General features: G+C 50.4%; 25 protein-coding genes. 18 read left to right on the forward strand and 7 right to left on the reverse strand.

Annotation, left to right across the window (positions count from 1 at the left end):
- Positions 1–53 precede the first annotated feature (53 nt).
- The 6 genes from ACTRXH_RS07460 to ACTRXH_RS07485 all read left to right on the forward strand — a co-directional run bounded on the left by ACTRXH_RS07460 (position 54) and on the right by ACTRXH_RS07485 (position 8,071).
- Positions 54–1,223: a pyridoxal phosphate-dependent aminotransferase gene (locus tag ACTRXH_RS07460; RefSeq protein ID WP_474262116.1), complete on the forward strand. Its 1,170-nt coding sequence runs from the start codon at positions 54–56 to the stop codon at positions 1,221–1,223.
- Between the two features lie 38 nt (positions 1,224–1,261).
- The gene (gene asnS / locus ACTRXH_RS07465; RefSeq protein WP_474281441.1) at positions 1,262–2,551 is read left to right on the forward strand and encodes an asparagine--tRNA ligase; all 1,290 of its coding nucleotides are present in this window, start codon (positions 1,262–1,264) and stop codon (positions 2,549–2,551) included.
- Between the two features lie 78 nt (positions 2,552–2,629).
- Positions 2,630–3,322 carry a DnaD domain-containing protein gene (locus ACTRXH_RS07470; RefSeq protein WP_474281443.1) on the forward strand — a complete coding sequence of 231 codons (693 nt, stop codon included), beginning with the start codon at positions 2,630–2,632 and terminating at the stop codon, positions 3,320–3,322.
- Positions 3,323–3,333: 11 nt separating this feature from the next.
- Positions 3,334–3,996 carry an endonuclease III gene (nth, locus tag ACTRXH_RS07475; RefSeq protein ID WP_474281445.1) on the forward strand — a complete coding sequence of 221 codons (663 nt, stop codon included), beginning with the start codon at positions 3,334–3,336 and terminating at the stop codon, positions 3,994–3,996.
- Positions 3,990–4,514 (forward strand): YpoC family protein, encoded by a 525-nt coding sequence (locus ACTRXH_RS07480; protein ID WP_474281447.1) that lies wholly within the window; start codon positions 3,990–3,992, stop codon positions 4,512–4,514. Before nth ends, ACTRXH_RS07480 begins: the two co-directional genes overlap by 7 nt.
- Before the next feature lie 14 nt (positions 4,515–4,528).
- Entirely contained in the window at positions 4,529–8,071 is a 3,543-nt protein-coding gene (locus ACTRXH_RS07485; protein ID WP_474281449.1) for a dynamin family protein, read from the forward strand.
- Positions 8,072–8,107: 36 nt separating this feature from the next.
- Here the strand turns inward: ACTRXH_RS07485 and ACTRXH_RS07490 are convergent, their stop codons facing one another.
- Positions 8,108–10,648, reverse strand: a complete 2,541-nt coding sequence (locus ACTRXH_RS07490) for a transglycosylase domain-containing protein (protein WP_474281451.1) — start codon at positions 10,646–10,648, stop codon at positions 8,108–8,110.
- Between the two features lie 87 nt (positions 10,649–10,735).
- Positions 10,736–11,338 carry a Holliday junction resolvase RecU gene (gene recU / locus ACTRXH_RS07495; protein ID WP_474262109.1) on the reverse strand — a complete coding sequence of 201 codons (603 nt, stop codon included), beginning with the start codon at positions 11,336–11,338 and terminating at the stop codon, positions 10,736–10,738.
- Between the two features lie 146 nt (positions 11,339–11,484).
- On the opposite strand from recU, the gene ACTRXH_RS07500 reads away from it, so the two are divergent.
- The 3 genes from ACTRXH_RS07500 to ACTRXH_RS07510 are packed head-to-tail and all read left to right on the forward strand — an operon-like array spanning position 11,485 to position 13,023.
- Positions 11,485–11,751 carry a DUF370 domain-containing protein gene (locus ACTRXH_RS07500; RefSeq protein WP_022792233.1) on the forward strand — a complete coding sequence of 89 codons (267 nt, stop codon included), beginning with the start codon at positions 11,485–11,487 and terminating at the stop codon, positions 11,749–11,751.
- Between the two features lie 54 nt (positions 11,752–11,805).
- Positions 11,806–12,165, forward strand: a complete 360-nt coding sequence (locus ACTRXH_RS07505) for a DUF1798 family protein (RefSeq protein ID WP_322525110.1) — start codon at positions 11,806–11,808, stop codon at positions 12,163–12,165.
- Positions 12,166–12,180: 15 nt separating this feature from the next.
- On the forward strand, positions 12,181–13,023 hold the full coding sequence (locus ACTRXH_RS07510) for a sulfurtransferase (protein WP_474281453.1): 843 nt from the start codon (positions 12,181–12,183) through the stop codon (positions 13,021–13,023).
- A 54-nt stretch (positions 13,024–13,077) separates the two neighbouring features.
- Here the strand turns inward: ACTRXH_RS07510 and ACTRXH_RS07515 are convergent, their stop codons facing one another.
- On the reverse strand, positions 13,078–14,754 hold the full coding sequence (locus ACTRXH_RS07515; protein WP_474281455.1) for an ABC1 kinase family protein: 1,677 nt from the start codon (positions 14,752–14,754) through the stop codon (positions 13,078–13,080).
- A 32-nt stretch (positions 14,755–14,786) separates the two neighbouring features.
- A complete protein-coding gene (locus tag ACTRXH_RS07520; RefSeq protein ID WP_474262105.1) occupies positions 14,787–15,095 on the reverse strand; it encodes a phasin family protein in 309 nt (102 codons plus the stop codon).
- Between the two features lie 287 nt (positions 15,096–15,382).
- Between ACTRXH_RS07520 and ilvA the strand changes: the two genes are divergently transcribed.
- The 5 genes from ilvA to ACTRXH_RS07545 all read left to right on the forward strand — a co-directional run bounded on the left by ilvA (position 15,383) and on the right by ACTRXH_RS07545 (position 18,820).
- The gene (ilvA, locus tag ACTRXH_RS07525) at positions 15,383–16,630 is read left to right on the forward strand and encodes a threonine ammonia-lyase IlvA (protein WP_474262104.1); all 1,248 of its coding nucleotides are present in this window, start codon (positions 15,383–15,385) and stop codon (positions 16,628–16,630) included.
- A gap of 38 nt (positions 16,631–16,668) precedes the next feature.
- Complete coding sequence (locus ACTRXH_RS07530; RefSeq protein ID WP_474281457.1) at positions 16,669–17,415, forward strand: DUF3891 family protein; 747 nt, start codon at positions 16,669–16,671, stop codon at positions 17,413–17,415.
- A gap of 31 nt (positions 17,416–17,446) precedes the next feature.
- Positions 17,447–17,971, forward strand: a complete 525-nt coding sequence (locus tag ACTRXH_RS07535; RefSeq protein ID WP_322525104.1) for a type 1 glutamine amidotransferase domain-containing protein — start codon at positions 17,447–17,449, stop codon at positions 17,969–17,971.
- Positions 17,972–18,051: 80 nt separating this feature from the next.
- Positions 18,052–18,441 (forward strand): thioredoxin family protein, encoded by a 390-nt coding sequence (locus tag ACTRXH_RS07540; protein ID WP_474262100.1) that lies wholly within the window; start codon positions 18,052–18,054, stop codon positions 18,439–18,441.
- A complete protein-coding gene (locus tag ACTRXH_RS07545) occupies positions 18,395–18,820 on the forward strand; it encodes a TlpA family protein disulfide reductase (RefSeq protein WP_474262099.1) in 426 nt (141 codons plus the stop codon). The genes ACTRXH_RS07540 and ACTRXH_RS07545 overlap by 47 nt, the downstream gene beginning before the upstream one ends.
- 47 nt (positions 18,821–18,867) lie before the next feature.
- Here the strand turns inward: ACTRXH_RS07545 and ACTRXH_RS07550 are convergent, their stop codons facing one another.
- Complete coding sequence (locus tag ACTRXH_RS07550) at positions 18,868–19,593, reverse strand: metallophosphoesterase family protein (RefSeq protein WP_474262098.1); 726 nt, start codon at positions 19,591–19,593, stop codon at positions 18,868–18,870.
- A 165-nt stretch (positions 19,594–19,758) separates the two neighbouring features.
- Between ACTRXH_RS07550 and ACTRXH_RS07555 the strand changes: the two genes are divergently transcribed.
- From ACTRXH_RS07555 to ACTRXH_RS07570, 4 genes are read left to right on the forward strand one after another with little or no spacing between them, the layout of a single operon-like run.
- On the forward strand, positions 19,759–20,898 hold the full coding sequence (locus tag ACTRXH_RS07555; protein WP_474262097.1) for a conserved virulence factor C family protein: 1,140 nt from the start codon (positions 19,759–19,761) through the stop codon (positions 20,896–20,898).
- A gap of 24 nt (positions 20,899–20,922) precedes the next feature.
- Positions 20,923–21,132 carry a hypothetical protein gene (locus tag ACTRXH_RS07560; RefSeq protein ID WP_322525099.1) on the forward strand — a complete coding sequence of 70 codons (210 nt, stop codon included), beginning with the start codon at positions 20,923–20,925 and terminating at the stop codon, positions 21,130–21,132.
- Positions 21,129–21,650 carry a PH domain-containing protein gene (locus tag ACTRXH_RS07565; RefSeq protein ID WP_474262096.1) on the forward strand — a complete coding sequence of 174 codons (522 nt, stop codon included), beginning with the start codon at positions 21,129–21,131 and terminating at the stop codon, positions 21,648–21,650. Before ACTRXH_RS07560 ends, ACTRXH_RS07565 begins: the two co-directional genes overlap by 4 nt.
- On the forward strand, positions 21,634–23,118 hold the full coding sequence (locus ACTRXH_RS07570) for a PH domain-containing protein (protein WP_474281459.1): 1,485 nt from the start codon (positions 21,634–21,636) through the stop codon (positions 23,116–23,118). Before ACTRXH_RS07565 ends, ACTRXH_RS07570 begins: the two co-directional genes overlap by 17 nt.
- A 35-nt stretch (positions 23,119–23,153) precedes the next feature.
- Here the strand turns inward: ACTRXH_RS07570 and ACTRXH_RS07575 are convergent, their stop codons facing one another.
- Together ACTRXH_RS07575 and ACTRXH_RS07580 are read right to left on the reverse strand one after the other, a co-directional pair.
- Positions 23,154–24,116 (reverse strand): DUF2777 family protein, encoded by a 963-nt coding sequence (locus ACTRXH_RS07575; RefSeq protein ID WP_474262094.1) that lies wholly within the window; start codon positions 24,114–24,116, stop codon positions 23,154–23,156.
- A 20-nt stretch (positions 24,117–24,136) separates the two neighbouring features.
- A complete protein-coding gene (locus ACTRXH_RS07580) occupies positions 24,137–25,048 on the reverse strand; it encodes a hypothetical protein (protein ID WP_474281461.1) in 912 nt (303 codons plus the stop codon).
- Positions 25,049–25,065: the final 17 nt, after the last annotated feature.

The raw sequence follows: 25,065 nt of genomic DNA on the forward strand, positions 1-25,065 counted from the left end.
TTTACACTAACTATGGATAGATTGAGCACGGAAACTATTGAGGAGGAAAGAGTATGGAATTGTCCCAACGAGTGAAAGAAATTACCCCTTCGTCAACCCTGGCGATTACCGCCAAAGCCAACGAACTAAAGGCAGCCGGCCAGGATGTTATCGGCCTCGGCGCCGGTGAGCCGGATTTTAATACTCCGCAGTACGTAATCGATGCGGCTGTTCGCTCCATGCAGGAAGGAAAAACAAAATACACTCCTTCCGGCGGCCTGCCGGAACTGAAGGATGCGGTCATTCAAAAGTTTAAGCAGGACCAGGGGCTGGAGTATAGCCGCGAGGAAATCATTGTCGGTACTGGCGCCAAGCACATTTTGTTCACGTTGTTTCAAACCATTCTCGATCCGGAGGATGAAGTAATTATTCCAACGCCCTACTGGGTCAGCTATCCGGAGCAGGTCAAGCTTGCCGGCGGACGCCCGGTATTTGTGGATGGCAGGGAGGAAAACCAGTTTAAGATTCTTCCGGAGCAGCTGCGCGGGGCGGTAACGAATAAAACGAAGGCCGTCATTATTAACTCCCCGAGCAACCCGACCGGTACCATGTACAGCCGGGAGGAGCTGCATGCGCTCGGTGAAGCCGCCAGAGCAGAGGGTCTGCTGATTGTTTCCGACGAAATTTATGAAAAGCTGATTTACGGGGACAAGCAGCACACATCCATCGCAGAACTTTCCCCGGAATTAAAAGAGCAGACCATTGTCGTCAACGGCGTCTCCAAATCCCATTCGATGACCGGATGGAGAATCGGCTATGCAGCCGGTAATCGTGCTATTGTGAAGGCAATGACGAGCCTTGCGAGCCATTCAACGTCCAACCCGACAACGAACGCCCAGTACGGGGCTATCGCTGCCTATACGAAGGATGACGGTGCTGTAGAAACGATGCGCCAGGCATTCAGCGAACGGCTGAATACTATTTATGACAAGCTCGTTTCGATTCCGGGAATCACCTGCGTGAAACCGGAAGGGGCCTTTTATCTGTTCCCGAACGTCAAAGAGGCAGCTGCTTCGTATAAGGATGTGGATGAATGGGTAAAGGCTCTGCTTGAGGAGGAAAACGTGGCGGTCGTTCCGGGCAGCGGATTTGGTTCTCCGCAAAACGTCCGGCTCTCCTACGCTACTTCTCTGGATCAGCTTGAAGAAGCGGTGGCGAGAATCCGCCGTTTCACAGAAAAATAATTCGATCAGCATAAACAGGACGAACCGGAGGGACTAACGTGAAAGTAACCATTGAACGTTTGAATCAATATATCGGCCAGGAAGTAAGATTTGGCGCGTGGCTGGCCAATAAGCGGTCGAGTGGCAAAATTGCCTTTTTACAGCTGCGGGACGGCACCGGCTTCGTGCAGGGAGTCATCGTAAAAAATGATGTCGGCGAAGAGCTGTTCACCGAGGCCAAGAATCTTCCGCAGGAAAGCTCGCTTTATGTGGACGGCACAGTGAAGGAGGATGATCGTTCGCCGACCGGGGTGGAGCTTCAGGTAACCGGATTTGAGGTTATCCAGGAGGCGGAGCCTTACCCGATCACGCCGAAAGAGCACGGAACAGAATTTTTAATGGACCACCGGCATCTGTGGATGCGCTCACGTAAGCAGCACGCGCTTTTGCGTATACGCGATGAAATCATTCAGGCGACCTACGCTTTTTTCCGGGAGAATCAGTTTATTAAGGTGGATCCGCCTATTCTGACCGGCAGCTCGGCGGAGGGGACGACATCGCTTTTTCATACGAAATACTTTGATGAAGATGCATACCTCTCCCAGTCCGGTCAGCTGTATATGGAAGCGGCGGCTCTCGCTTTTCAGCGCGTGTTTTCATTTGGCCCGACATTTCGGGCGGAAAAATCAAAAACCCGCCGGCACTTGATTGAATTCTGGATGATTGAGCCGGAAATGGCTTTCTGCGACCATAGTGAAAGCCTCGAAATCCAGGAGCAGTATGTCTCCCATGTCGTGCAGGCGGTGCTTACCAACTGCCGCCAGGAGCTTACTGTGCTTGAGCGTGACACCTCCAAACTCGAAGCCATCCAGGCACCGTTTCCGCGCATTACGTACGATAAAGCAGTCGAAATGCTGCAGGAAGCGGGCTATGAAGTAAGCTGGGGCGAAGATTTTGGTGCTCCGCATGAAACGTATATAGCGGAGCAGTTTCAAAAGCCGGTATTTATTACTAATTACCCGCTCGAAATCAAAGCTTTTTACATGAAGCCCGACCCGGACTATCCGGAAACCGCACTCTGTGCCGACCTGATTGCTCCGGAAGGCTACGGGGAGATTATCGGCGGCAGTCAGCGCATCGATGACCCGCAGCTTATGAAGCAGCGGTACGAAGAACACAACTTATCGGAAGAAGCCTACGGCTGGTATCTGGACTTAAGAAAATACGGCACCGTGCCGCACTCCGGATTCGGTCTCGGTCTGGAGAGGACGGTCGGCTGGATTGCCGGCACCGAACACGTCCGGGAAACGATACCGTTTCCGCGTTTGTTAAACAGGCTGTATCCATAAGAGAAAAAGCCCCCGTTCCGGGGGTTTTCCTTTATGCACTTTGCCGACAGCCGGCCGGGTGAAAGGGAGGACAAACAGATGAATAAAGATAAAGAAAAAGAAATAGAAGCACTCATGCACGGCCACCTTTCCATTCCAGTAATTATTCTGGATAAATACGAGCAGGTGGGGCTGAATGAAACAGAAGCAATGATGCTTTTGCATATATACCGTTTTGGCCAGAACAGCGTGCCGCTTCCAACGCCGAAAGAGCTGTCTGAAAAAATGAGTATGGATGAAAATGAATGCGCCGGCTGCCTGCGCTCGATGATAAAGCGGAATCTGCTGCAGATTGATGAATCTGAACGCGATGAAATCCGGCAGGAAGCGTACTCCCTCTATCCTTTTTTCCGTCAGGCCCTTACAGCGGAGGTACCGTCCGGGCAAGGGGATCAGGTTGAAGAGCAGCATCTGTTTCAAAACATTGAGCAGGAATTTTCCCGCCCGCTTTCCCCCATGGAGTGGGAAACGATTAACGTCTGGCTCGATCAGGATCATTACTCGCCGGATATGATCCAGATCGCGCTGAAAGAAGCGGTCATGAATCAAAAATTCAGCCTTCGCTACATGGACCGGATGCTGCACGAATGGAAGCGCAAAGGCATTCAGACTAAAGAAGATGCTAAAGCGCAGACCGAACAGTTTAAACAAAAGGGTGGACGTCGCACACAGGCGGCCCAGTCGGAAAAGCTGCCGGAATATCCCAATATTAACTGGCTGGATGAAGAGTAGAGGAGAAAAAAATGGCATTAACGAATAAAAATTTACAGGTTGTGATTGAACGGATCGAGCACATGTTTCCGGAAGCAGAGTGTGAACTGAATCACCGCAATCCCTTTGAACTGCTGGTAGCAGTCGTGCTTTCCGCCCAGGCAACTGATGCCCTGGTGAATAAGGTAACTCCCGGGTTGTTTGAACAATACAGCTCCCCGGAAGACTTTGCTGAGGCACCGCTTGAGGATATTGAACAGGCTATTCGTTCGATTGGACTTTATCGCAATAAAGCGAAAAATTTAAAAAAGCTTTCGGCGTCTCTGCTCGAACGCCATGACGGGCGCGTGCCAGAAACGCAGGAAGAGCTGGTCGAGCTTGCCGGTGTCGGCAGAAAAACAGCGAATGTAGTAGCGTCAGTAGCATTCGGGGTGCCGGCTATTGCGGTGGATACGCATGTTGAGCGGGTGTCCAAGCGTTTAGGCATATGCAGATGGAAAGACAGCGTCACCCAGGTGGAGCAGACGCTGATGAAACGGCTGCCAAAAGAAAAATGGTCCCAGATGCACCATCAGCTTATTTTTTTCGGCCGCTACCACTGTAAGTCCCAGTCCCCCCAGTGTCCGTCCTGTCCGGTGCTTGACTACTGCAGGGAAGGACAGAAACGGATGCGGAAAGAAGGTGCAGCATGGTAAAAATACAAATTCCGGCGTCATTTCAGCATGAAATTTTTTATACTGTAACGCAGATCGAGGTAGATGAAAATACAGATCGAAAGACCGCGGCTCTGCGCTACCCGTTCTGGTATGAGATTACCTATGAAAACGGCATCGCCGGTACGCCTCCGTGGCAGGAAAACATTAACCAGCACATTAAAACATTTATGCAGTGGTGGGAAGAGCATCTGCCTTTTTTAGATGAATGCTGGGACGAAAGAGACAAGGAAAAGGCCGCTCCGTACATGAGACTCGGGCTCGCCCACTGGCTGTGTACGCTGTTTTGGATGAACGAACGGCCCGTGCCTTCTGCAGAGCCGGAAGAATTGATCGCAGAAAGCAGGAAGCTTGCCCATAAGCCGATCAACGTGGAGGAAAGGCTCGGTTTTCTGCTTGAGTATCCGAATTATTTTCATTCCTATCTGCAGCTGAAGGAGCTGTATACAGAAGTGAAGAAAAAAGAAGCGCTGGCAAAACGATCCCGAAATCACGAATGATAAAGGAGTAAAATATGGCTAATACAAGCGGTTGGGAACAACAATGGCTGCAGACAGACATGCATTTGGATCCGGCAGAAACCGCGATGCTTGAAGACGTGCAGGAAAAAATTGAGCATCCTTATTTTGAAGTTGCGTTTTGCGGGCATTTTTCGGCCGGCAAGTCGACTGTATTGAATGGCCTGCTTCAAAACGATCTGCTGCCCGCGAGTCCGATTCCAACAAGCGCCAATATTATATCGATTGAAAACGGGGAGCTTGGTCTCGAGGTTGTAACGAGTGAAGGCCAAACTAAAACCTGGGAAGCCGATATTCCGTGGGGGCAGGTGCAAAAGTGGGGCAGGGACGGGGCGGACATTCGCTCGATCCGAATGCAGGCCCCGCTGCCGTTTTTAGGGTCTTACAGCCGGATGGTGGATACGCCGGGGGTGGACTCGACGGATCCGCTGCACCAGGCAGTGACAATGGAGAGACTGCTGTCAACCGATGCTGTTATTTACGTAACGGATTACAACCATGCCCAGTCGGAAACAAACATCCGTTTTTTACAGCAGCTGACAGCGGAAGGCAAGCCGATCATTTTTGTTGTCAATCAGATGGACAAACACCGGGAAGAAGAAATCACGCTGCGGTCCTACCGCAATCAGATTGCCGCCACGCTTGAGCGAAACCAGGTGCACGTGCTTGCCACGTATTATATTTCGATGCGCGATGAAAAGCACCCGGATAATGAGCTGCAGACATTCTCTTCTCATGTGCGCAGCCTTTTGTACCACGGCAGCGAACTGCTCGAAAGAAGTGAGGAACGGATGCGCCAGACCCTGCTGTCACGAATCCGTGACAGGCTTAGGGAGGAACAGCAGACAGCCCTCGAAGACTGGCAGGAGCGGGCGGAGCATGCCGGCGTGCCTGCACAGCTGATTGACGAAAGTGCTCAGCCGGACAGTGAAGAAAGATGGAGCAGCTGGTTCAGGGAATGGAAGCGAACGCTCGATCAGGCTCATTTGTTTCCAGCGTCCACTGTGGATAAAGCCAGGGACTGGCTTGAAAGCTGGCAGCCAGGCTTCAAAGCAGGATCTCTGTTTAATAAAAAAAGAAAAACGGAAGAAGCCCGTAACGAACGAGCTGATGCGCTGCTTGCAGATATAAATGAAAATATTAAAGCGTCTTTGACGTTCCACGTGCGAGAACTGCTGCAGCCGGAAAAGCAGGATGCTTCTTCCCACAGTGCCGATTACATTGACCAGGTGCAAAACATTGACGTTCAGCTTGAACGCGCCGATCTCGAGGCCTTTATTCCGGAAGGTGAGACCGGCAGGCAGTATGTGTTTCAAGTGACCGACCAGCTGGCCGGCGTAATTACCCGGCGGTTCAAGGATCAGGCAGAGCCGCTGCTTGAAGAAAAAGAGCGCGTACTTACCTCAGCCGCTGGACCGGCTTTGACAGAAGCAGAGCAGACGAAATTAAATGAACTTCAGAATGACTGGAAAGAGGAAAAGGAACGTCTGGAGCAGGAAATTGCCCAGGTGGAGCGTCAAATGGAAAGCGTCTCTGCCCGGCGGGAATGGGAACAGGAAATCCGGCAAATGATGAGTGAAGAGGCACCGTCCGATGTCCCGGAGATTTCTATTTCCAGGGAGGATGAAGCGGTGGAAGAGCAGGAGAGTGCTTCTAGCGGGCAAAAGGAGCTTCCTTCGTACAGTGAAGAAATCCAGATGGTGGAAGCCTTCGCCGCCGAACCATCCGAATCCTCGTTAATCGAAGAAGAAAAGAAGCATCTAAAGCGTTTATGCGAAAATCTGCACAACCAGGAACTTCACGTTTCGGTTTTTGGCGCTTTCAGTGCCGGCAAGTCGAGCTTTATCAACGCGCTTCTCGGTGCTCCGGCACTTCCTGTGTCGCCGCATCCTACCACAGCAGCCGTAAATATTGTGCGTGCTCCGGAGAAGGATTACACACACGGTACGGTTATTCTGCAGCTGAAGGATGAAGCGTTTCTTGATGAGGAAATCCAGGCCGTGTCGAAAGAGCTCGGAGAAGTGTACACGCTTGCCTCCATTCAGAAATGGAGAAAGCCGAACCGTACCCGGGACGCACGGATGGAAACATACAGCCAGTATATGTTCACGCTTCAGGAAAGCATTAAAAAACACCATTCCTCGCTCGGGGAGACCCGCACGATTGGGATGGAGGACTGGGGCTCCTGGGTGGCAGATGAGCAGAAGGCGTGTCTTGTCAAACAGGTGACGCTTTATTACGAGAGCTACTGGACGAACCGGGGACTCGTCTTAACCGATACGCCGGGCGTGAATTCGATCCACGGACGCCACACCAATGTCGCATTTGACCACCTGCGCCAGTCGGACGCCATTTTTTATGTCACATACTTTAATCATGCGTTCTCGGATGCCGATGAACGTTTCATTCAGCAGCTTTCCCGGGCGAATGAAGAATTTGAACAAAATAAGCTGTACTTTCTGATCAATGCCGCTGATCTGGCAAAAGATGATAACGAGCGCCGTCAGGTTGTTAACCATGTGCGCGGCCAGCTCCGGCAGAATGGATTTGAAGAGCCGTTTCTGCTTCCTGTGTCAAGCCAGCGCGGTTTGCAGGAAAAGCAGCAGGGCGGAGAAGACGACATGTTTTCAGCCTTTGAAAATTATTTATCCGGACAAATTTGGCAGGAACTCCTTGTCGTGCAGCAGCAGTATGTTGTTGAACAGGCGCTGAATTTAAAAGAACAGCTTGGGCGGGCCCTGCAGGTGCAAAAGCATGATGCGACAAGCGTTGCTGCTGAAGCAGACAGGCTTAAACAAAAGCTCGGGCAGTATGAAGAAGTGCCGGAACGCTTTCATATGGAACGGTTGCGGAAAGAACTCGTTTCAGACACCGAAGAGCGGCTGATTCATGTGCGCAAGCGTCTGTATTTATTCTATCAGGACTACTTTAATAAAGTGGTGAATCCCGTCACTATAGATGGCTCCTCACGAAAAGAACAGCGCAGGCAGCTGACGGGACGGCTGACGGAAATTAAAGAAGAGATACTGGTGCAGGCAGGGCAGGAGAGAGAAACGGCGTTCATCCGTCTGGAGGAATTAATGAAACGGCAGCTGAAGCAGGAGACTGAAGAACAGTACAGAGAGGTTCAGGCGGACTTCCCGATGTTTCAGGTTCCTGACGCCGGCCGCTCCTTTATTCCAAAACCAGAAAAGACGCTTGACTTAGAGGTGGATGCTAAAGCATTTGAAACGTACTTCCGCTCGGCGAAGGACTTCTTTGTTCATCAGGAAATAAAAACTCTGAAAGAGGCATATGGGGAAAATGTCCAGAGCGCTGCTACGGAGATAACGAAAGAAGTAGCACAGGAGCTTGAAGAAAAAATAGAGAACGGTGTTAAAGCGGCGTCTGACTATATTTATGCCGAACACAGGAAGGCGCTCGACAAAGAATTCGATCGGCTGTCTACGTGGTACGACAAGAGCTATTATTCCGTATTGGAGACAGAATGGGAGAAACTTGCCCCGTTAACGAGAAAAGAGGACCATGTTCAGGTATAACAAAAACCGCACGGCCGAAAAGGCGTGCGGTTTTTGTTATTCGTTTGTTTCGGATTCCTGTTCCGGTGCAGAGGTGCTGTCTTCCGTATCAGCAGGCTCTTCTTCATCTGGGGTCTCTGTTTCCGGCTCTGTGTTCCCGGAGCCCTCATCTTCGGTATTTTCACCGCTGTCGCTTCCCCCGCCGTTGTCTGATTCGGATTCTGCAGGCTCGTCTCCGCTGGTATCTGTTTCTTCTTCGCGGCCTTCCCCGGAGGCGCCGGAATCTTCATCTGCCGGAGCTTCTTCGGTTTCATCATTTTCTTCCGTGTTTTGCTCTGTCTCCTCTCCCGGAGCTTCTTCAGTATTTTCTTCATTTTCATCCGTTTCTTCTGCTGGTTCCTCTGCTGGTTCAGACTCATTCTGATTGTCGTTTGTTTCCTCAGAGTCACTGTCGCCAGAAGGTTCTTCGCTGTCTGATGGCCCGCTGTCATCCGATCCGCTGTCAGAGGACGGTTCAGTGACCTGGGCGTCCACTTCGCCTTCTACAAACAGCTCGGTAATCGTGTCAGCGTCGGGAGTGTTAGACGTAGCTCGCTCCCCGGTCTCTTCATTTAACCGTACTGATACTACAGAGTCGGGCTGTTCAAAGTCGGGAGTGTCAATGCCGCTGCTGACCTGCTGCATTACCTCGCGGAAAACATCTTTGGCAGCATCAGTCTGTCCGTCGACAAGATAATTGTTTTCCGACCGGGTTTCAAAGCCGGCCCAGACAGAAGCTGTATAGTTCGTAGTGTAGCCGTTAAACCACACATCAGGGACGCCACCGTCAGGGATATTCAGGGTGCCCATTTCGTCCTCGGTGAAATTAGTGGTTCCGGTTTTACCGGCGAGCGGAAGCCCGTCAATCTGGGCACCCGTGCCAGTACCATCGGAAACGACATCTTTAAGCATATCTGTGATCATGTAGGCAGTATAATCCTCCATTGCCTGCTCCTGCTCCGGTTCAAAGTCAATCGTTCGTCCATCCGGAAACTCAATCCGCCGGATGGAATGGGGATCGTTATAAACTCCTTCGTTTCCGAAAGCTGCGTATGCGCCGGCCATCTGTTCAGAGGAAACCCCCTGCTCCAGGCCGCCGAGAGCTGAACCGTAGTAGACGTCCTCAAGGCCGAGCCCGAGCCCGTTTGCAAACGATTTGGCGTTATCAAGGCCGACTTCCTCAAGCGTCTTTACTGCAGGGACATTCAGGGAATCCGTCAGTGCTTCGCGCATGCTCACGCTGCCCCGGTAGTCCCGGGTATAGTTTCGCACGTCGGTGTCTGTGTCCGGATACTGGTATTCTTCATCTTCGATCTGATGGTACGTGGACCACTGCATGTTTTCAATGGCCGGCCCATAGTCCAGGACGGGCTTAATGGTCGACCCAGGCTGATTAGGGTCGGTAGCGAAATTATAGCTCATTGCAGTATCCGGATTCTGCCTGTTTCCAACAATGGCTTTTACCGCCCCGGTCTGAGTGTCAAGCAGCGTAAACCCAATTTGAAACTCTTCATTGTCTGGAAAGCTGTCAACGGCGTCCTGACCTTGAATGAGCTCTTCAGCCTGCTCCTGGGCTTCGGTGTCAAGCGTTGTGTATACTTTCAGCCCGGCGGTATATATATCTGACGGCTCAATACCGTCAAAGTCTTCGAGCTCATTTTGCACGTAAGACATAAACGAGTCATAGGCAACTCCGTTCTCCGGCGGCTGGTAGTTAAGCTGCTCGTCCACCGGAGTGCTTGAAGCCTCTTCGGCTTCTTCGTCCGTAATGTAGCCCTGCTCATTCATCATGGAAATAATCTGATTTCTGCGGTCCTCGGCGTTTTCCGGGTTTTGAACCGGGTCGTAGTACGAAGGCCGGCGGGGGATGGCTGCAAGCAGCGCAGCGTCTGCGATAGTGAGCTCGCCTGGATCCTCTTTTCCAAAATAGGTCTGGCCGGCCTGGGTGATGCCGTAGGCTCCCTGATTGAAATAGATCAGGTTGACGTACATTTCAAGAATTTCATCCTTACTGTACTGCTGTTCAAGCTTGATGGCTAAATACTGTTCCTGGACTTTACGTGATATGTTTTTATCTGGTGAAAGAAACGCATTTTTCACGACCTGCTGGGTGATCGTGCTTGCTCCCTGGGAGCCGAAGCCGTCAGTCACGTTTGCCCATAATGCGCCGAAAATCCGCTGGACGTCGATGCCAAAATGGCTGTAAAAACGCTCGTCCTCGACAGCGATAAATGCTTCCTTCGCGTAGTCGGGCATTTCTTCAATGTCGGCGAGTTCACGGTTACTGCTGTTTTGCAGCTGGGCAATTTCTTCATCGTTCTGGTCATATACAGTAGCCGCTTCTGATAATACCATCGCCTCCGCATCCAGTTCCGGGGCCTGATTGATCATGTAAGCGACAATGATGACGCCGACAGTCATGAAGACAAGCATGAGGGAAAGCGCCCAGATGATGAATGTCTGCCAGAGCGGACGTTTGCGGTTTTTCTTCTGTTTCTTTTTAGGATTTTTCTGGTCGGCCGTCCGCTTTTCCTGGCGGGACCGGTAATTGTCGCTCATTGACGTTCGTCCTTTCGTTGTACATAGCATCTAGTTCTGTGTGCCCAGGCATTAGACGTCCAATTTTTTGTTTTGTTACAAGTGCATTCAATGAAAATAAACGTCTTTCACGATCTTCAAGTAGTCCAGTCTTGGTTGAAGACCGAGCGGAATGGGATGGCCGTGCGTCTGGATCTCCTGGTAGGGAATAGATTTCCGCTTCGTCTGGCCGTAATACCAGTGAAGAAAATGGGAAGCGTCATATAAATACGTCTCCCCATGTACGGCAAAACGAAGAAGAACAAATGCGATGCCGTCCTGCTTTTGAACTTTGTGCATATGATCCGCCTGGTGGTCATGAAAATTCTGCAGGGGAAAAGCTGTTTTGTTTCGTGTTTCTTTTGCTTCAAAATCGATGTAGCGCCCGGAAAAAACACCGTTATAGTCCGTGGTGGAGGCCTGCTTGAAATATGCTTCGGTGATGCGCGCTGCGCTTCGTTTCGGGTAATGAACATCGACAATCTGTACGGGCGTCGGTTTTTTATGTATGATGCCGATGTCGTGTGCGATGTAATATTCGTTGGACTCATTAATGTCTTCCTCAAGTGTCATCCCGCGGTTGGCAAAGCTTTTTTCCGCAGGAGGGCCCTGGGGGGAGGAAGCATTTTTTTTCGGACGGTATACTTTTCCGTTTGGGTAGCGGTAAGCCATGATAATCTTCCTTTGCTGAAATTTACTGCCTGCTGCTATTTTACCATAATTTCAGCAGGATATTACGTATGCCGCGCTTAGAATGATAGACAAAGCCTCGGTTATTCGTGTTAGGATAGAAAAGAACGAGAAAGGAAGGGGATAGCATGAGCGATACACCGATCAATATCGGCTTTGGCAATATGGTGATGGCAGAACGGGTAATTTCAATTGTGAGCTCTGATTCTGCCCCGACAAAACGTTTGATCCAGGAGGCACGCGAAAGAAAGATGCTCATCGACGTGACGAATGGACGGAAAACCAGAAGCATTATCCTGTCGGACAGCGACCACGTGCTTCTGTCGGCCATTCAGCCGGAAACAGTAGCCCAGCGGGTGAGCAATCAGCAGGATCAGGAAGAAAGCACATCCTAAAATATTCGCTTTCCTGTAAAGGGAAGCGTTCTTTGTATCGAAGGGGGTTTTTCGATGCCCGGGCTTTTTGAAAGCTGTGACCAGATGAAACGGCGCATGGATGAAGCAGAGCAGATTTTTTACGAAGTACAGGAACGGGAGGACCGCCCCGATTTTTATGAGGAGGTAAAACCGTTTGTCGACAAGGTAAAAGGGGAAGCAGATATATGGAAAGAGGAAGCTTCTGCCTGGGTGCAGACGACAAGCTACCCGTACCTGCATGAATCCCAGATGGAAGACACATATGATAATATCATGAATGCCTCTCTCCAGGCTTACCAGCGGACAACGAAAGAAAAACAGTTCAAGGAAACGCTGCAGGCCGTAGAGTTTATTCTAAACAGCATTCAAACACAGTTAACACAGGAATCCTAGAAAGGGGAGAGTAAGTTGGGCTTTCTAATTTCTTCTGAATGGCTGGATGAAAACCGCCGCGATGAACATGTCCGGGTGGTGGACTGCCGGTTTGAACTGAAAGATGCAGCAGCGGGGCATGAAGCATACGTTAAACATCATATTCCGGGTGCTGTCTTTATTGATGTGGAAAAGCATTTGTCCGCCCAGGCAGGGACCCACGGGGGACGTCACCCGCTGCCGGATATGGACTTTTTCGCTCAGGTTCTCTCGGAACGGGGCATAGACATGCAGACGACCGTTGTAGCTTATGATGATCAGGGAGGCATGGGGGCAGCCAGGTTTTGGTGGCTGATGCAGTATGCGGGCCACACGAATACATATGTCCTCGACCGTTCTTATTCCCACTGGATGGAGGAGGGATTTCCGACAACAAAGGAAATCCCGACGCCGCTCATGAAGCAGATGAAAATCGACCGTGAGCCGAATCAGCTGGTTCACCTTGAAGAAGTAAAGCAGCAGCTGCGGAATGAACATGTAGCGCTGGTGGATGCGAGAAGCTATGAGCGCTACGCCGGGGAAAACGAAGAAGTGGACGCCGTTTCCGGCCACATTCCGGGTGCTTATCATTATTTCTGGAAGGATGTGCTTCGCGAAGACGGCACATGGAAGTCGCAGAGTGAGCTGCGTGACCATTTTCAGGGACTCGAGGGATTTGATGAAATTATTTCTTACTGCGGCTCCGGTATTACGGCCTGTGTCAATGTGCTCGGCATGAGAGAAGCCGGACTCGAGCAGGTGCGTCTTTATAACGGGAGCTGGAGCGACTGGATTTCCTATCCGGACCTTCCGATCGAAAAAGAGCCGAACAAGTTATAAAGGAACACAAAAAAGCTGCCGGCAGAAGCCGGCAGCTTTGCTTTGTATCGGAGGTCAAAATCGGCCTGAGCGGAAAATTGCATACAGCAGCCAGATGAAGAGAAAGAACGACACGATAAAGCTGATCTCGATGACGGGGAGCTGAACGAGAATCGAATTGTTATCTCCAAACGTTGATCCGACGATAAGGCCCACCATCACGATACTGAAAGCGAGCAGTATAACGCTGAAGCTCAGACGGTTGCCGATACGGTCAAGCTTGTTCATTAAAATATTAATGCGGGGCATGCGTATATCGACACCGAGTTCATCATCATTGATTTTTTTCAATGCGGAGCGAATCTCTTTTGGCAGCTCGCGGATATAGCCAAACTGCTCTTTGCCCTCTCGGAAAACATCCTCGATCCGGTCCCGCGGGTTCAGCCGTTCTTTAACGAGCATCCGGCCGTACGGTTCGGCAATTTCGACGATGCTTAAGTCCGGATCAAGCTCGGTGGCAATGGATTCAATGGTAATAATAGCTTTCGCAAGCATCGTAAATTCTTTATGGATGCTGATGCCATAGCGGTGCGAGGTGGAAAATACATCATTGATAGCTGCACCAATTTCTATTTCCTTAAATGGCGTTTCATAATATTTGGATAAAAGGTATTCCACATCTTCTTCAAAAATTTCTGTTTCCATATCTTCCGGAAAGTCGGCCATTTCATAAATTGCTGCCGCTACGTCCCGGGTATTCCGCCTCGTCAAGGCAATAACATAGTTAACGAACTGCCTGCGCATGCTTTTACTTAAACGGCCGACCTGGCCGAAATCGATATAGGCGACAATGTTTCCTTCTTTAAAAAGCAGGTTCCCGGGGTGGGGGTCGCTGTGAAAAAAACCGGTGCGCAGCACCTGGTGCAGAAAGGAATCCACCAGATGATGAGCGAGCTTCTTTTTATCAAATTCGACGGTGGAGTAATTAAGCTCGGAAAGCTTATAGCCATCGATGTATTCGATAGTCAAGACCCTCCGGGAGGACCAGGCTTCGTATACTTCGGGGACCTGTACAGATTCAAAATGCTGAAGGGTCCGGGCCATTTTTTCCACATTGCGGGCTTCGGTAAAGTAGTCAAATTCATCCCGTATTGCAGATACGTATTCTTCGACAATATCCTGAAGCTGATAGAATTGGGCCCATTGAAACCGCTGGGTGAGGAGTCGTGCCAGATCCCGCAGAATATCGATATCCTGTTCGATAATCTCTTTGATGTGCGGCCGGCTGATTTTCACGACCACCTCCCGGCCGTCACGGAGGACTGCTTTATGTACCTGGCCAATGGAAGCTGCGGCTATGGGGGTTTCGTCAAAATAGGAATAAATATTGCCGAGAGGTTCATGCAGATCGTGCTCGATCACCGACTTGGCCGTCTCATATGGAAATGGAGGTACGTGATCCTGCAGTTTTGCAAGTTCATCAACGACGGACGGGGGGAAAATATCCTTCCGGGTGCTTACAAGCTGCCCGAGTTTGATGAACGCAGGACCGAGCTCCTCTACGACAAGGCGAAGACGGACCCCGATAGACTGCGTGTTCCAGTCATTGGGATCCGACATAATCCGCTTAGGAAGAGAAAGAATGTGAAAAAGTCCCACTTCCTGCAAAATATATCCGAAGCCGTGTTTCGCAAGCGTAGTAGCAATCTTTCTGTATCGATTTGCGTGCCGGATACTTTTTGTTATAGCCATGAAGCGTTCCTTCCTTTAATTAGAATTGGCGGTTATTCGTCGTCTGGTCTGTTCATCGCCTTTTCAATGGCATCGAGCTTTTGCTCGAGACGGTCAATATCACGTTTAGTGGCGATACCCATGCTTTCCGCCCGGTTTTCGAAGGAGTTTTTCGCCTGGCTGTTCCAGGAGTCGCTTTGAGCCGATCCCCGTTGAATCATTTCCTCTTTCCATTCGTCTGCTTCCCGGGGGGTTATTTTCCCCTTGGTGACGAGGTCATCGAGATATGTTTGAACCTTTTCCCGTCCGTATGAAGCCGCTCCGAGTCCTAGAAAAAATCCTTTTTTCAGCATGTCGTTCATGAAAAAATCCCCCTTTGTATTTTGTGAAAAAGTGTACTGCTAACATTATACCAAAGAATAGGGCGGGTAAAGAACTGCCGGGATTATCATTTATGTACCCTTCGCACAAAAGAGGAAAACGCACGGCTTTTCAGTATGCATATTCATGTTATAATAGTAAGGGTTTGAACGGGATCAAAAAGCGGCGGAGACGTTCTCCGCCGCTTTCGAGCATTTACACTAATCATGTTAACCGGGCATTCACGCTTGAAGTGGACGCACGCTAAGTAGAAAGGAACGTTGCTTGTATGGGGAATATACACATTGAAGACATTATCATAGCAAATCAAACACTGAAAGACGTGGTCACGCATACCCCATTGCAGAAAAACCAGGTGCTTTCTGAACGTTACGGGGCCAATATTTATTTAAAGCGGGAGGACCTCCAGGTGGTGCGCTCATTTAAAATCCGCGGGGCGTATTATATGATGAGCAGTATTCCGAAGGAAAAGCTTGAAAACGGCGTCGTATGTGCAAGCGCAGGAAATCACGCTCAGGGCGTGGCCTATTCCTGCCAGGAGCTGAAAGTGAAAGGCCATATTTTTATGCCGAACACGACTCCGCGCCAGAAAATTTCGCAGGTGAAGTTATTTGGGAAGGACTACGTGGAAGTAGTACTTACAGGCGACACGTTTGACGATGCCTATTACGAAGCAAACGCTTACGGCGAAGCGCATGAGATGGAATTTGTGCATCCGTTTAATAACGAAAAAGTGATCGCTGGTCAGGGAACGGTCGGGATGGAAATTATGAACGATATTGAAGAGCCGATCGATTATTTATTTTCCTGCGTCGGCGGAGGCGGCCTCGTATCCGGCGTTGGCACATACGTGAACTCCATTTCTCCTTCAACGAAGATCATTGGCTGCGAGCCGGCCGGAGCTCCCAGCATGAAAGCATCCATTGAAAATCAGGGCGTTGTCTCGCTCGACTACATCGACAAGTTTGTTGACGGAGCTGCTGTGAAGCGGGTCGGGGAACTGACGTATGACGTCTGCAAGGATCTGCTTAACAGCATTACGCTCGTGCCTGAGGGCAAGATATGTACGACGATTCTGGAGCTGTACAATGAAAATGCCGTCGTAGCTGAACCGGCCGGAGCCTTGTCAATTGCGGCTCTTGATTTTCACAAAGAAGAAATTAAAGGAAAAACGGTCGTCTGCATCGTGAGCGGAGGGAATAATGATATCGGCCGCATGGAAGAAATGAGGGAAAAATCATTGATTTATGAAGGACTGCAGCATTATTTTATTGTGAATTTTCCGCAGCGTGCCGGCGCTCTCCGGGAATTTTTACATGATGTGCTCGGCCCGGACGATGACATTACCCGCTTTGAATACAACAAGAAAAACAATAAATCCAACGGCCCGGCGCTTGTCGGCATTGAAGTGACCTATCCCTCGGACTACGATAAGCTGCTTACGAGAATGAGAGACCGCGGCATCAAATATACTGAAATCAACAAAGAAGAAACGCTGTTTAATTTCCTTATCTAATTAAGACGGTACACATGGGCAGAAAGGGAGCGGATACTATGATCAGCGAGAATCGGAACGGCTGGGTGGAGGTTATGATGCAGCAGGAGCATGCGGCTCTTTCCGGAGACTGCATGAAGTACTGGCACCATACAACGTTTAAAGAACAGGCGTCCTGGTCTTCGGCGCTTCAGGCTACAGCCCGCCATGACGATGCCTGGAAAACGCTTGACGAAGAACCGGTACTTGATGAAAACGGGTGGCCGGTATCCTTTGTCAATTATCCGGTCCCGCCGAAGCTCGGCGCCTACCGGAACACCATCAATGCTCTTGAAGAAGAGGATCCGTACCAGGCGTATTTGATCAGCAGCCACTACGGCTCGTTTTTTAAAGACTCCGAGGTGCCGGAGGAAATTGCCTTTATGCAGGAGGAGATTGCCCGTCAGCAGCGCCTGATTGTCGGCTACCAGTGGAATTTCCTGATGGCAGCTGAACATTTTCATCTGCTTCAGTTTTTTGATGACCTGTCTCTTTATATTTGCATGAATACGCCGGGGGCGTCCAAAGAGAAGGAGGTCCCCTGGTTCCGGGACGGCTTCCGTCAGACCTTTGCCTCCCTTGATCATGAAACGATTCATGCCCGCTGGGAAGACGAAGAGACGATAGCTCTACAGCCATTCCCTTTCACGGAATCCTTTGCCGTCGAAGTGGAGCGGCGATGTGTAAAGCAGCCGCTTAAGGCACCGAAGGATCTGTGGAATGTAAAGCCGGACAGCCGGCGGGTTACATTAAAGCCTGCTGAATAGCTGCTGAAAGCAAGATAAAGGAGGAATCATAATGTCACTTCAGGGAAAAAGAATTATTGCATTTGTCGAAGACGATTTTGAAGATTTAGAGTTGTGGGTGCCGGTTATGCGTCTGCGCGAAGAAGGCGCTGAAGTGCTGCTTACCGGCAAGGAAAATGGCAAATCGTATACAGGAAAACACGGGGTGCCGGCCGTCTCAGAGGCAGCACTTGCCGATATCGACCCGGCAGACTATGACGGAGTCCTGGTTCCTGGAGGATGGGCACCGGATAAACTCCGCCGCTACAGCGAAGTGCTCTCCATCGTCCGGCATATGGACGAGCATAAAAAAATCATCGGTGAAATCTGCCATGCCGGCTGGGTGCTTTCCTCCGCAGGCATCCTGCAGGGGGTTCACGTAACGAGCACTCCTGGTATTAAAGACGATATGACCAACGCCGGGGCAGTATGGTCGGACGAGCCGGTCGTCGTAGACGGCCATATCGTTTCAAGTCAGCGTCCGCCGGATATTCCAGCGTATAATCAGGCGCTTGTCGAAGCTTTTCGTACGCAGTAAAAACAAGAGACCAAAACAGCCGGCTGTGTCTAAAAGGATGCAGCCGTTTGCGGTCCTGATACAAAGCGGGTGAAACAAAATTGGAACGAATAACGAACAAACAGCTTGAGCAGATGCTCGAAGCGGAGGAAGGGCGTCGGGTGGTTTTGTTTACTTCGCCGACGTGTGGTACATGCCAGCTGGCAAAACGTATGCTTGCCCCAATAGAAAAATTGTATGCCGGCGCTTCTTTTCTGGAAATGGATATCAATACTGCCCCTGTACAGGCCCGGCAGCTCGAAATTCAGAGTGTCCCGTGTTTAATCGTATTTGACACCGGGGAGGAAAAAGAGCGGATGTATAAAATGCAGTCGGGATCGTATTTGCTTGAGCAGCTCCACCCGTATTTGAAACAAGATTTAACAGAAAAAAAGGAGGATACCTATGCAGGCCCCTCAGTTTCAACTCAAAGAAATGTCGAGCGGCGTTGAATGGTCGCTTGAACAGCTGAAAGGAAAACCGGTGCTGTTGACGTTCTGGGCGTCCTGGTGCCCTGATTCTTCTGCGGACCTGGTGCAGAAGAACCGGTTTTATGAACAGATGAATGAAGACAGTCCGCTGCAGTTTGTTACGATTAATGTGACCGGCCGCGAACGGCGGGAAGAGGATCCTAAAACGTATGTGGAAAACAACAATTATCGTTTCCCGGTGCTTCAGGACGAAGGTGTGGATACGTACAGACGCTATAAATGCGAAGGCGTACCGAGTACGTTTATTATTGATGAACAGGGCGAGATTGTAGCGCAATACGGAGATAAAGCATCGTTTATTGATATTATGCAGAGCCTGCAGAAGGTTAACAGCATATAAAAAGGCCCGCCGAGGACGGCGGGTTTTTTGTATATATTGGACAAACGTTATTTTGGCGGACGTCCAGACGAAATAATGCGTTTTACCTGGTCACTGTTCGGATAATCGTTAGCGTCAAATTGTGCTAAAACTTCATCCGTATCATAAGGGACCCGGCGGATTTCCGGAATTATTTCCCCGTCTTCGATGGTCAGAAGAACATATGACGGTGTCGGGTCTCCGTCGAACGGAAGCCCGATACTTCCTGTATTGATTACCCATTTAGCCCCAATCTTTCGAATAGAGGGAGTGTGCACGTGCCCGTACACGTAAATGTCTGCTTCTTGCTTCTGGAAAAATGATTCCTCGAAAACGGAAGCCTCACTATCGACCGGAACCGGGGGAAACAGGCTCCCGGGTACCGCGTGAAAGGCGAACAAACGGAAGCCGTCGTATTCATCGAGAAATGATTCCGGAAGCTCTTCTAAGTATTTAACGTCATTCGCAGAGAGCCGCTCGAGCGCCCAGTCCCGTTCCTGGTTCATGATCGAGCGTTTGGCCTCGGGGACTTCTCCTTCCCGGACGCCGCGGACAATCCATTCGTCTGCATTTCCCTTCAATACTTTTGCAGGAAGGGATTGAACGGTTTCAATCGAATTTTTTGGTTCCGGGCCGCGGAAAGCAAGGTCTCCGAGCATATACATATGGTCTACCGATAAGGCGTGCAGGTCGTTTAAAACAGCTTTTAATGCACGGGCGTTACCGTGTACATCTGAAAGAAGTGCAATTTGCAACGTAATAACCTCCTCATAACTTTTGAAAATAGTCTTTGTTACAGTGTATCAGAACAGCGGACTGGTTTGGAATGCAAATGCACAGCCGGTTGGCAGGAGAGGCTTCTCCTGTGCTATAATCAGACGTGCAAATTGGGACGTTATTTTAAAGGAGAGAGATTAATCATGCATATTACATCCATTGAGCCAACACCGAGTCCTCATACGATGAAGCTGAATGTTAACGAATCGCTGCCCGCCGGAACGAGCAGCAATTATAAACCGGAAAATAAAGAAGAAGCACCGGCTCCGATCCAGCAGCTGCTGGAGATCGAAGGCATAAAAGGTGTCTACCACGTTGCCGACTTCATGGCCCTCGAGCGCCACCCTAAAGCCGACTGGGAGCAGCTGCTGCCCCAGGTGCGTCAGGCGTTCGGCGAAAAGGTGGAGCAGCCGGATGAAGAGCCGGAGGAGCCCCAGGAAGCGTTCGGGGAAGTGCAGGCGCAGGTCCAGATGTTTAAAAACATCCCGATGCAGATAAAGCTGCTTTCCGGCGAGGAAGAAAAACGCCAGGGCCTGCCGGAACGTTTTCAGACCGCTGCTTTTGAAGCCCAGCTTGAAGATGACAACATTGTGATGCAGCGCAAATGGGAGGATTACGGGGTCCGTTACGGCCAGGACCTGGAACAGATCGGCAGCGATATGGCAGAGGAAATTGCTGCGGCCTACCCGGAGGAGCGGCTGAAACGGCTGGTACGGATTGCGAATACTCCGGAAGCAGAAAACACTGAGCCAAAGTTTAAAAAAGTAACGATGGATATGATGGAGGAGCCGGACTGGAAACAGCGCTATGCAGCCTTTGACCAGATGGATCCTTCCATGGAAGACCTCCCGGTTATACAAAAAGGGCTTGCAGATGAAAAACCGGCCATCCGCCGGCTGGCGGTCGTGTATTTAGGGATGCTTGAAGATCCCCAGGTGCTGCCGGATCTGCAGAAGGCGATGCAGGACCCATCTGTCACCGTTCGAAGAACAGCGGCAGATACGTATTCTGATCTGGGAGATCCTGCGGGTATCCCGGACATGATTGAAGCGCTGAAGGACAAAAACAAGCTGGTGCGCTGGCGTGCGGCAATGTTTTTATATGAAGTCGGTGACACTTCGGCTGTCGAAGCGTTAAAGGAAGCCAACGGGGACCCGGAGTTTGAAGTGGATCTGCAGATTAAGCTCGCGCTGAAACGAATTGAAGGCGGGAAAGAAGCAAAAGGCTCCATCTGGAAGCAGATGAGTGAGAAAATGGAGCAGGAGCGAAAGCCCAGGTCGTAAATGAAAAGGGAAGGAGCCTGAACGATGACGAAAGCAGAAGTACGACAGCAGCTTGAAGAACGAAACATGGAGGAAGTGCTCGAGCTGATTGAAGACGCAGAAAACGGTGATTTAAAAGAGCTTGAACTGGCCGCTTCTCTCGGCCTTCTTCGCGATGAAAAACTGAACGATGCAGTGCTGAAAGTGCTGCAGGATGAAGGAGTCACGATTATTTACGTGGAGGATGAGGAATGAATGACGGCATCCATGAGGAAGAAAATGTAACAAGACCGGCACCGTCGCAGCGCATATCTGAAGATGCGCTGACGGTCTGGCGCTTCAAGGGGATGATTGAAATGGCCGTTGTTTCTTTCATCCCTTTTGCTTTACTTGTGCTTGCCTTCTGGTTCGGGTGGTCCGAATGGGTCCGGTGGGCCCTTGGCGCGATTCTGGCATTTTTGGTTTTTTTTTCTGCCTGGTACGCATGGGTGCTGCCGAAATGGCAATGGCAGCGCTGGCGCTACGAGGTGTATGAAACAGAGGTGGAGCTTCAGTACGGTGTGATTATCTCTAAACACGTATTGATCCCAATGGTGCGTATTCAGCATGTGGATACAGCCCAGGGGCCGATATACAAGCGGTACGCGCTCTCCACCGTGACTATTTCCACCGCAGCCGGCATGCATGAGATTCCAGCGCTTAAAGAAGAGACGGCGCCGGAGCTGCGCAATCGGATCGCCTTTTTGGCGGGAACGGATGATGACGATGAATGAATGGAGACGGATGCACCCGGCGGCCATTGTCACCGTTTTTTTCCGGCAGCTGAAGGATTTTCTTTTTCCGCTTATTATTACGTTCTTTGCTGGAGGTACGGCTTCCGGACCGCTTCCAGTCAACTGGATCTTTTTGCTTTTAGTGCTGTTCATTGTCATCAGCAGCATCATGAAATGGATCTTTTTCCGCTACCGTTTGATTGAACGGGAGCTTCAGATCCATTACGGGGTTTTTGTGAAAAAAGAACGATTCATCCGCAGCCAGCGCGTTCAATCGGTAGATATCACCGCCGGCATCATTCAGCGGATGTTCGGTCTTGTGCGTCTTAATATTGAAACAGCAGGCGGAGGCGCAGAGGCGGAAGCTTCGATTCAGGCGATCCGCCGGGAAGAGGCAGCCATTATTCAGTCGGCTCTGATTCAAAAATCCTCTCATGCAGCTGAGGAAGAATCAGAAGATTTTTCGGGGACCGGCATAGCCGCGGAGCCGGCAGAACCTTCGTTTTCCTGGAAAGTACCGATGCGTACCATTTTCACGGCGGGACTCACCTCCGGCCGGGCAGGTATTATTTTTGCGGCTCTTGCCGGGCTGTATTCCCAGGTGGGGAACTTTCTTCCCGATGCGTGGGTTGAGCAGTCGATTGGCGTGTTGATCGAGCTCAGCTACTGGTTTATTATCGGGGGCCTGTTAGTGACAGCACTGCTCAGCTGGCTCGTTTCGTCGGCGTGGACGCTTGTACAGCATGGAAATTTCGAAGTGAACCGCACCGGAAATGATCTTGAGATTACCTGGGGACTTCTCGAACGAAAGCAGATTACACTTCAAATGCACCGGATAACGTGTATTCGTTTTATCAGTAACCCGGTCAGGCAGGCGCTCGGCATGTGGGCGGTTTATATAGACAGCGCCGGCGGGAGCACCGAACGGGGACAGAATTCGATCATGCTGCTGCCGCTGATCCACCAGAAGCAGCTACATACTTTTATGGAGCAGATTGATGATACGGCATTGATTCCGGAAAAGGTAAACAAACTGCCAAAACGGGCGGCAAGAAGATATATGTTCCGGGCGTCGGTATTTTGGTGGCTGTTGTTTATTCCGGCGGCCATCTGGGTGCCGTATGGCTGGGCAACCGCAGCAGTGCCGCTGTTTTTCACCTGGTGGGGCTGGATATGCTACAAAGGCTCCGGCATGAAAGTGGAAGATAAGCAGCTGATTGTCCGGGAAAGAGCCTGGAGTGCCATTTATAATTTTGTACCTAAACGACGGATTCAATATTTGGAAAACACGCAGTCCTTTTTCCAGCGGAGACGAAGACTGTATACGATCTCGGCTTCGGTTATCAGCAGCGTTACCGGGCGGACGGTTTACTTAAGGGACGTGGATGAAAAGGACGAAGCTGCTTATTTTTCCTGGTATCAGAAAACATGGGATCAGGATGCCAAATCACAAAAAAAAGGCTTTTGAACCGAGGTTCAAAAGCCTTTTTGTATACCATGCGGTTACTGTCCCCGGGCAAACGAATTTGTATAAATAAACAGGTTGCGGACGCCCTTATCGGTCGTAATTTCAAAACGATCGAATACATAGTCCTCGTCCTCTGCGTGCAGGTTCCTTTCATAATGGTGCTGCACAATAAGTACGGACTGCTGTTTTCGGAAATAGAGAAAATTCACTCCGGTAAAAGAAGTTTCTTCGGGCTCTTGCATTAATTGATACAGCAGATGGTTATGGCATTCAATCAGATCGTCCTTGCTGAACCCGTTGGAATGAATATTTTTAACCAGACTGTAGCGGGAAGGGTCTTCAAGCTCATTTAAAAAGATGGCAAACGGCCGGAATTGATCACTGTGAATGCGGACATGATCATGCTCCTGCAGCTCAAATATCTGACCATGATCGTTACGGAAATACATATCGTAGTAATGGACCGCCCGGCGCCAGGGGAGGCCAGCCGGAGAAATTTCGAGTTCAAACGGGCAGTCCTCGATGTCAAGGGCCTGGCCATCCGGTGCCTCCCGCAGGAATACGTTTCCACGCGAGCGGTGAATTTCATAATAAATATAAGACTCTTCCTGTGGCTCTTTTGGTTCTGGTGTAAACGTAACGGAAAGAGAATGCAGCAGGCGCTTCCATTCTTTTTTATCGCTGTAGGGTACGAGAGGGGAAGAAATCTCTTTTTCTAGCAGCTGCACGACAGAGTGCTCATAGGAAGCTGGAGTGCGGTCATCAGCAGCCTGAATTTTCGTTCCCGGTACAGTAATGGTTTTAAGGTTAAATTCATGCACCGCTTCTTTTTTGTCTACATCCGGGAGACGGTGGGCCTGCTGAATCCGGACACGTCCTTCCCAAATTTTCCGGGGAGCGGCGGACGTCTGCTCTAAAATACCGTAATAGGCCCCGGTTCTGCCGTAATCGACAACCACGGGGCGGCCTTGATGCTCGAATGCTTCTTGTCGTTTCATAATGGACCTCGCTTTATTCCTTAAAATTTCTTTTCCTGACGGTATCTTTTTTCGTTTATCTTTAGCAGCTGGCGCATTTTACGGGCGTGCACATCATTTTGTTCCATGCGCAGCGAGCTGAGGCGCCCGCGCATCGCTTCAAGCGCCTGCAGCAGAGCACCGTGCTGCTCGTCCCTGTGCTTTGGTTCAAGCAGCCTGTACGTTTCGATTAGATCCGGTATTTCACGGCCAAGCATGCGTTCGACCAGATATTCATCCTCCACATCAAACTGCAGGGAAGGCGAAGAACGCAGTTCCTCAAGCTCCCTGTCAATCTGCTGCAACTCCTGCTGGATATCTGCCGGGAGGCTGCTGTTTTGCTTTACGTAGTGCTGATGAAACCGGTCGAGTGCTTTATGCCATTTTACTGGCTCGTCTTCCGGCACTTCCTCCGCGTGAGCCGGTTCGGCTGTGTGCAGCTGAATGTCCCGGGGGGCCCGGCCCTGCAGGGTGTAATCGAGCACTTCAAGCTTGCGGAAAATGTGCTGAAAGTAGGACGACTTTTCAATGTTACGGGCATGCATTTTGCCGTTTTTCATGTAATGGACCAGCGCTTCACGTAAAAAAGCCGGGGTGTGACCGTCAGTACTCCGCACATAGTCAATTGTCACCGTCTTTTGAATAGCTGCCTGGGAACGCTCTTTTTCGAAGCTTGTGATGCGGATGTGTCTGGCGGTCAGCTTCATACGGAACAAAAAAAGTTCGTTTTCACGTTTCAGGCGTTTGGACTGACGGAGTTCATCCGCCCGGGCAATCACCCGGTCGATCGCTGCCTCCATTTCCTCCACGATAAACAGCCCGTGGCTGTCGGAGAAAATATGATCATCCACCGGTCGCATATGGTCCGGCAGGAAGCGTTCAACCCAGGGATGTTCGAACCATCTGTTAGCCAAGTGATTCACCGTCCTAT

This window comes from Marinococcus sp. LNHM5E3-2.1 (assembly GCF_056034365.1).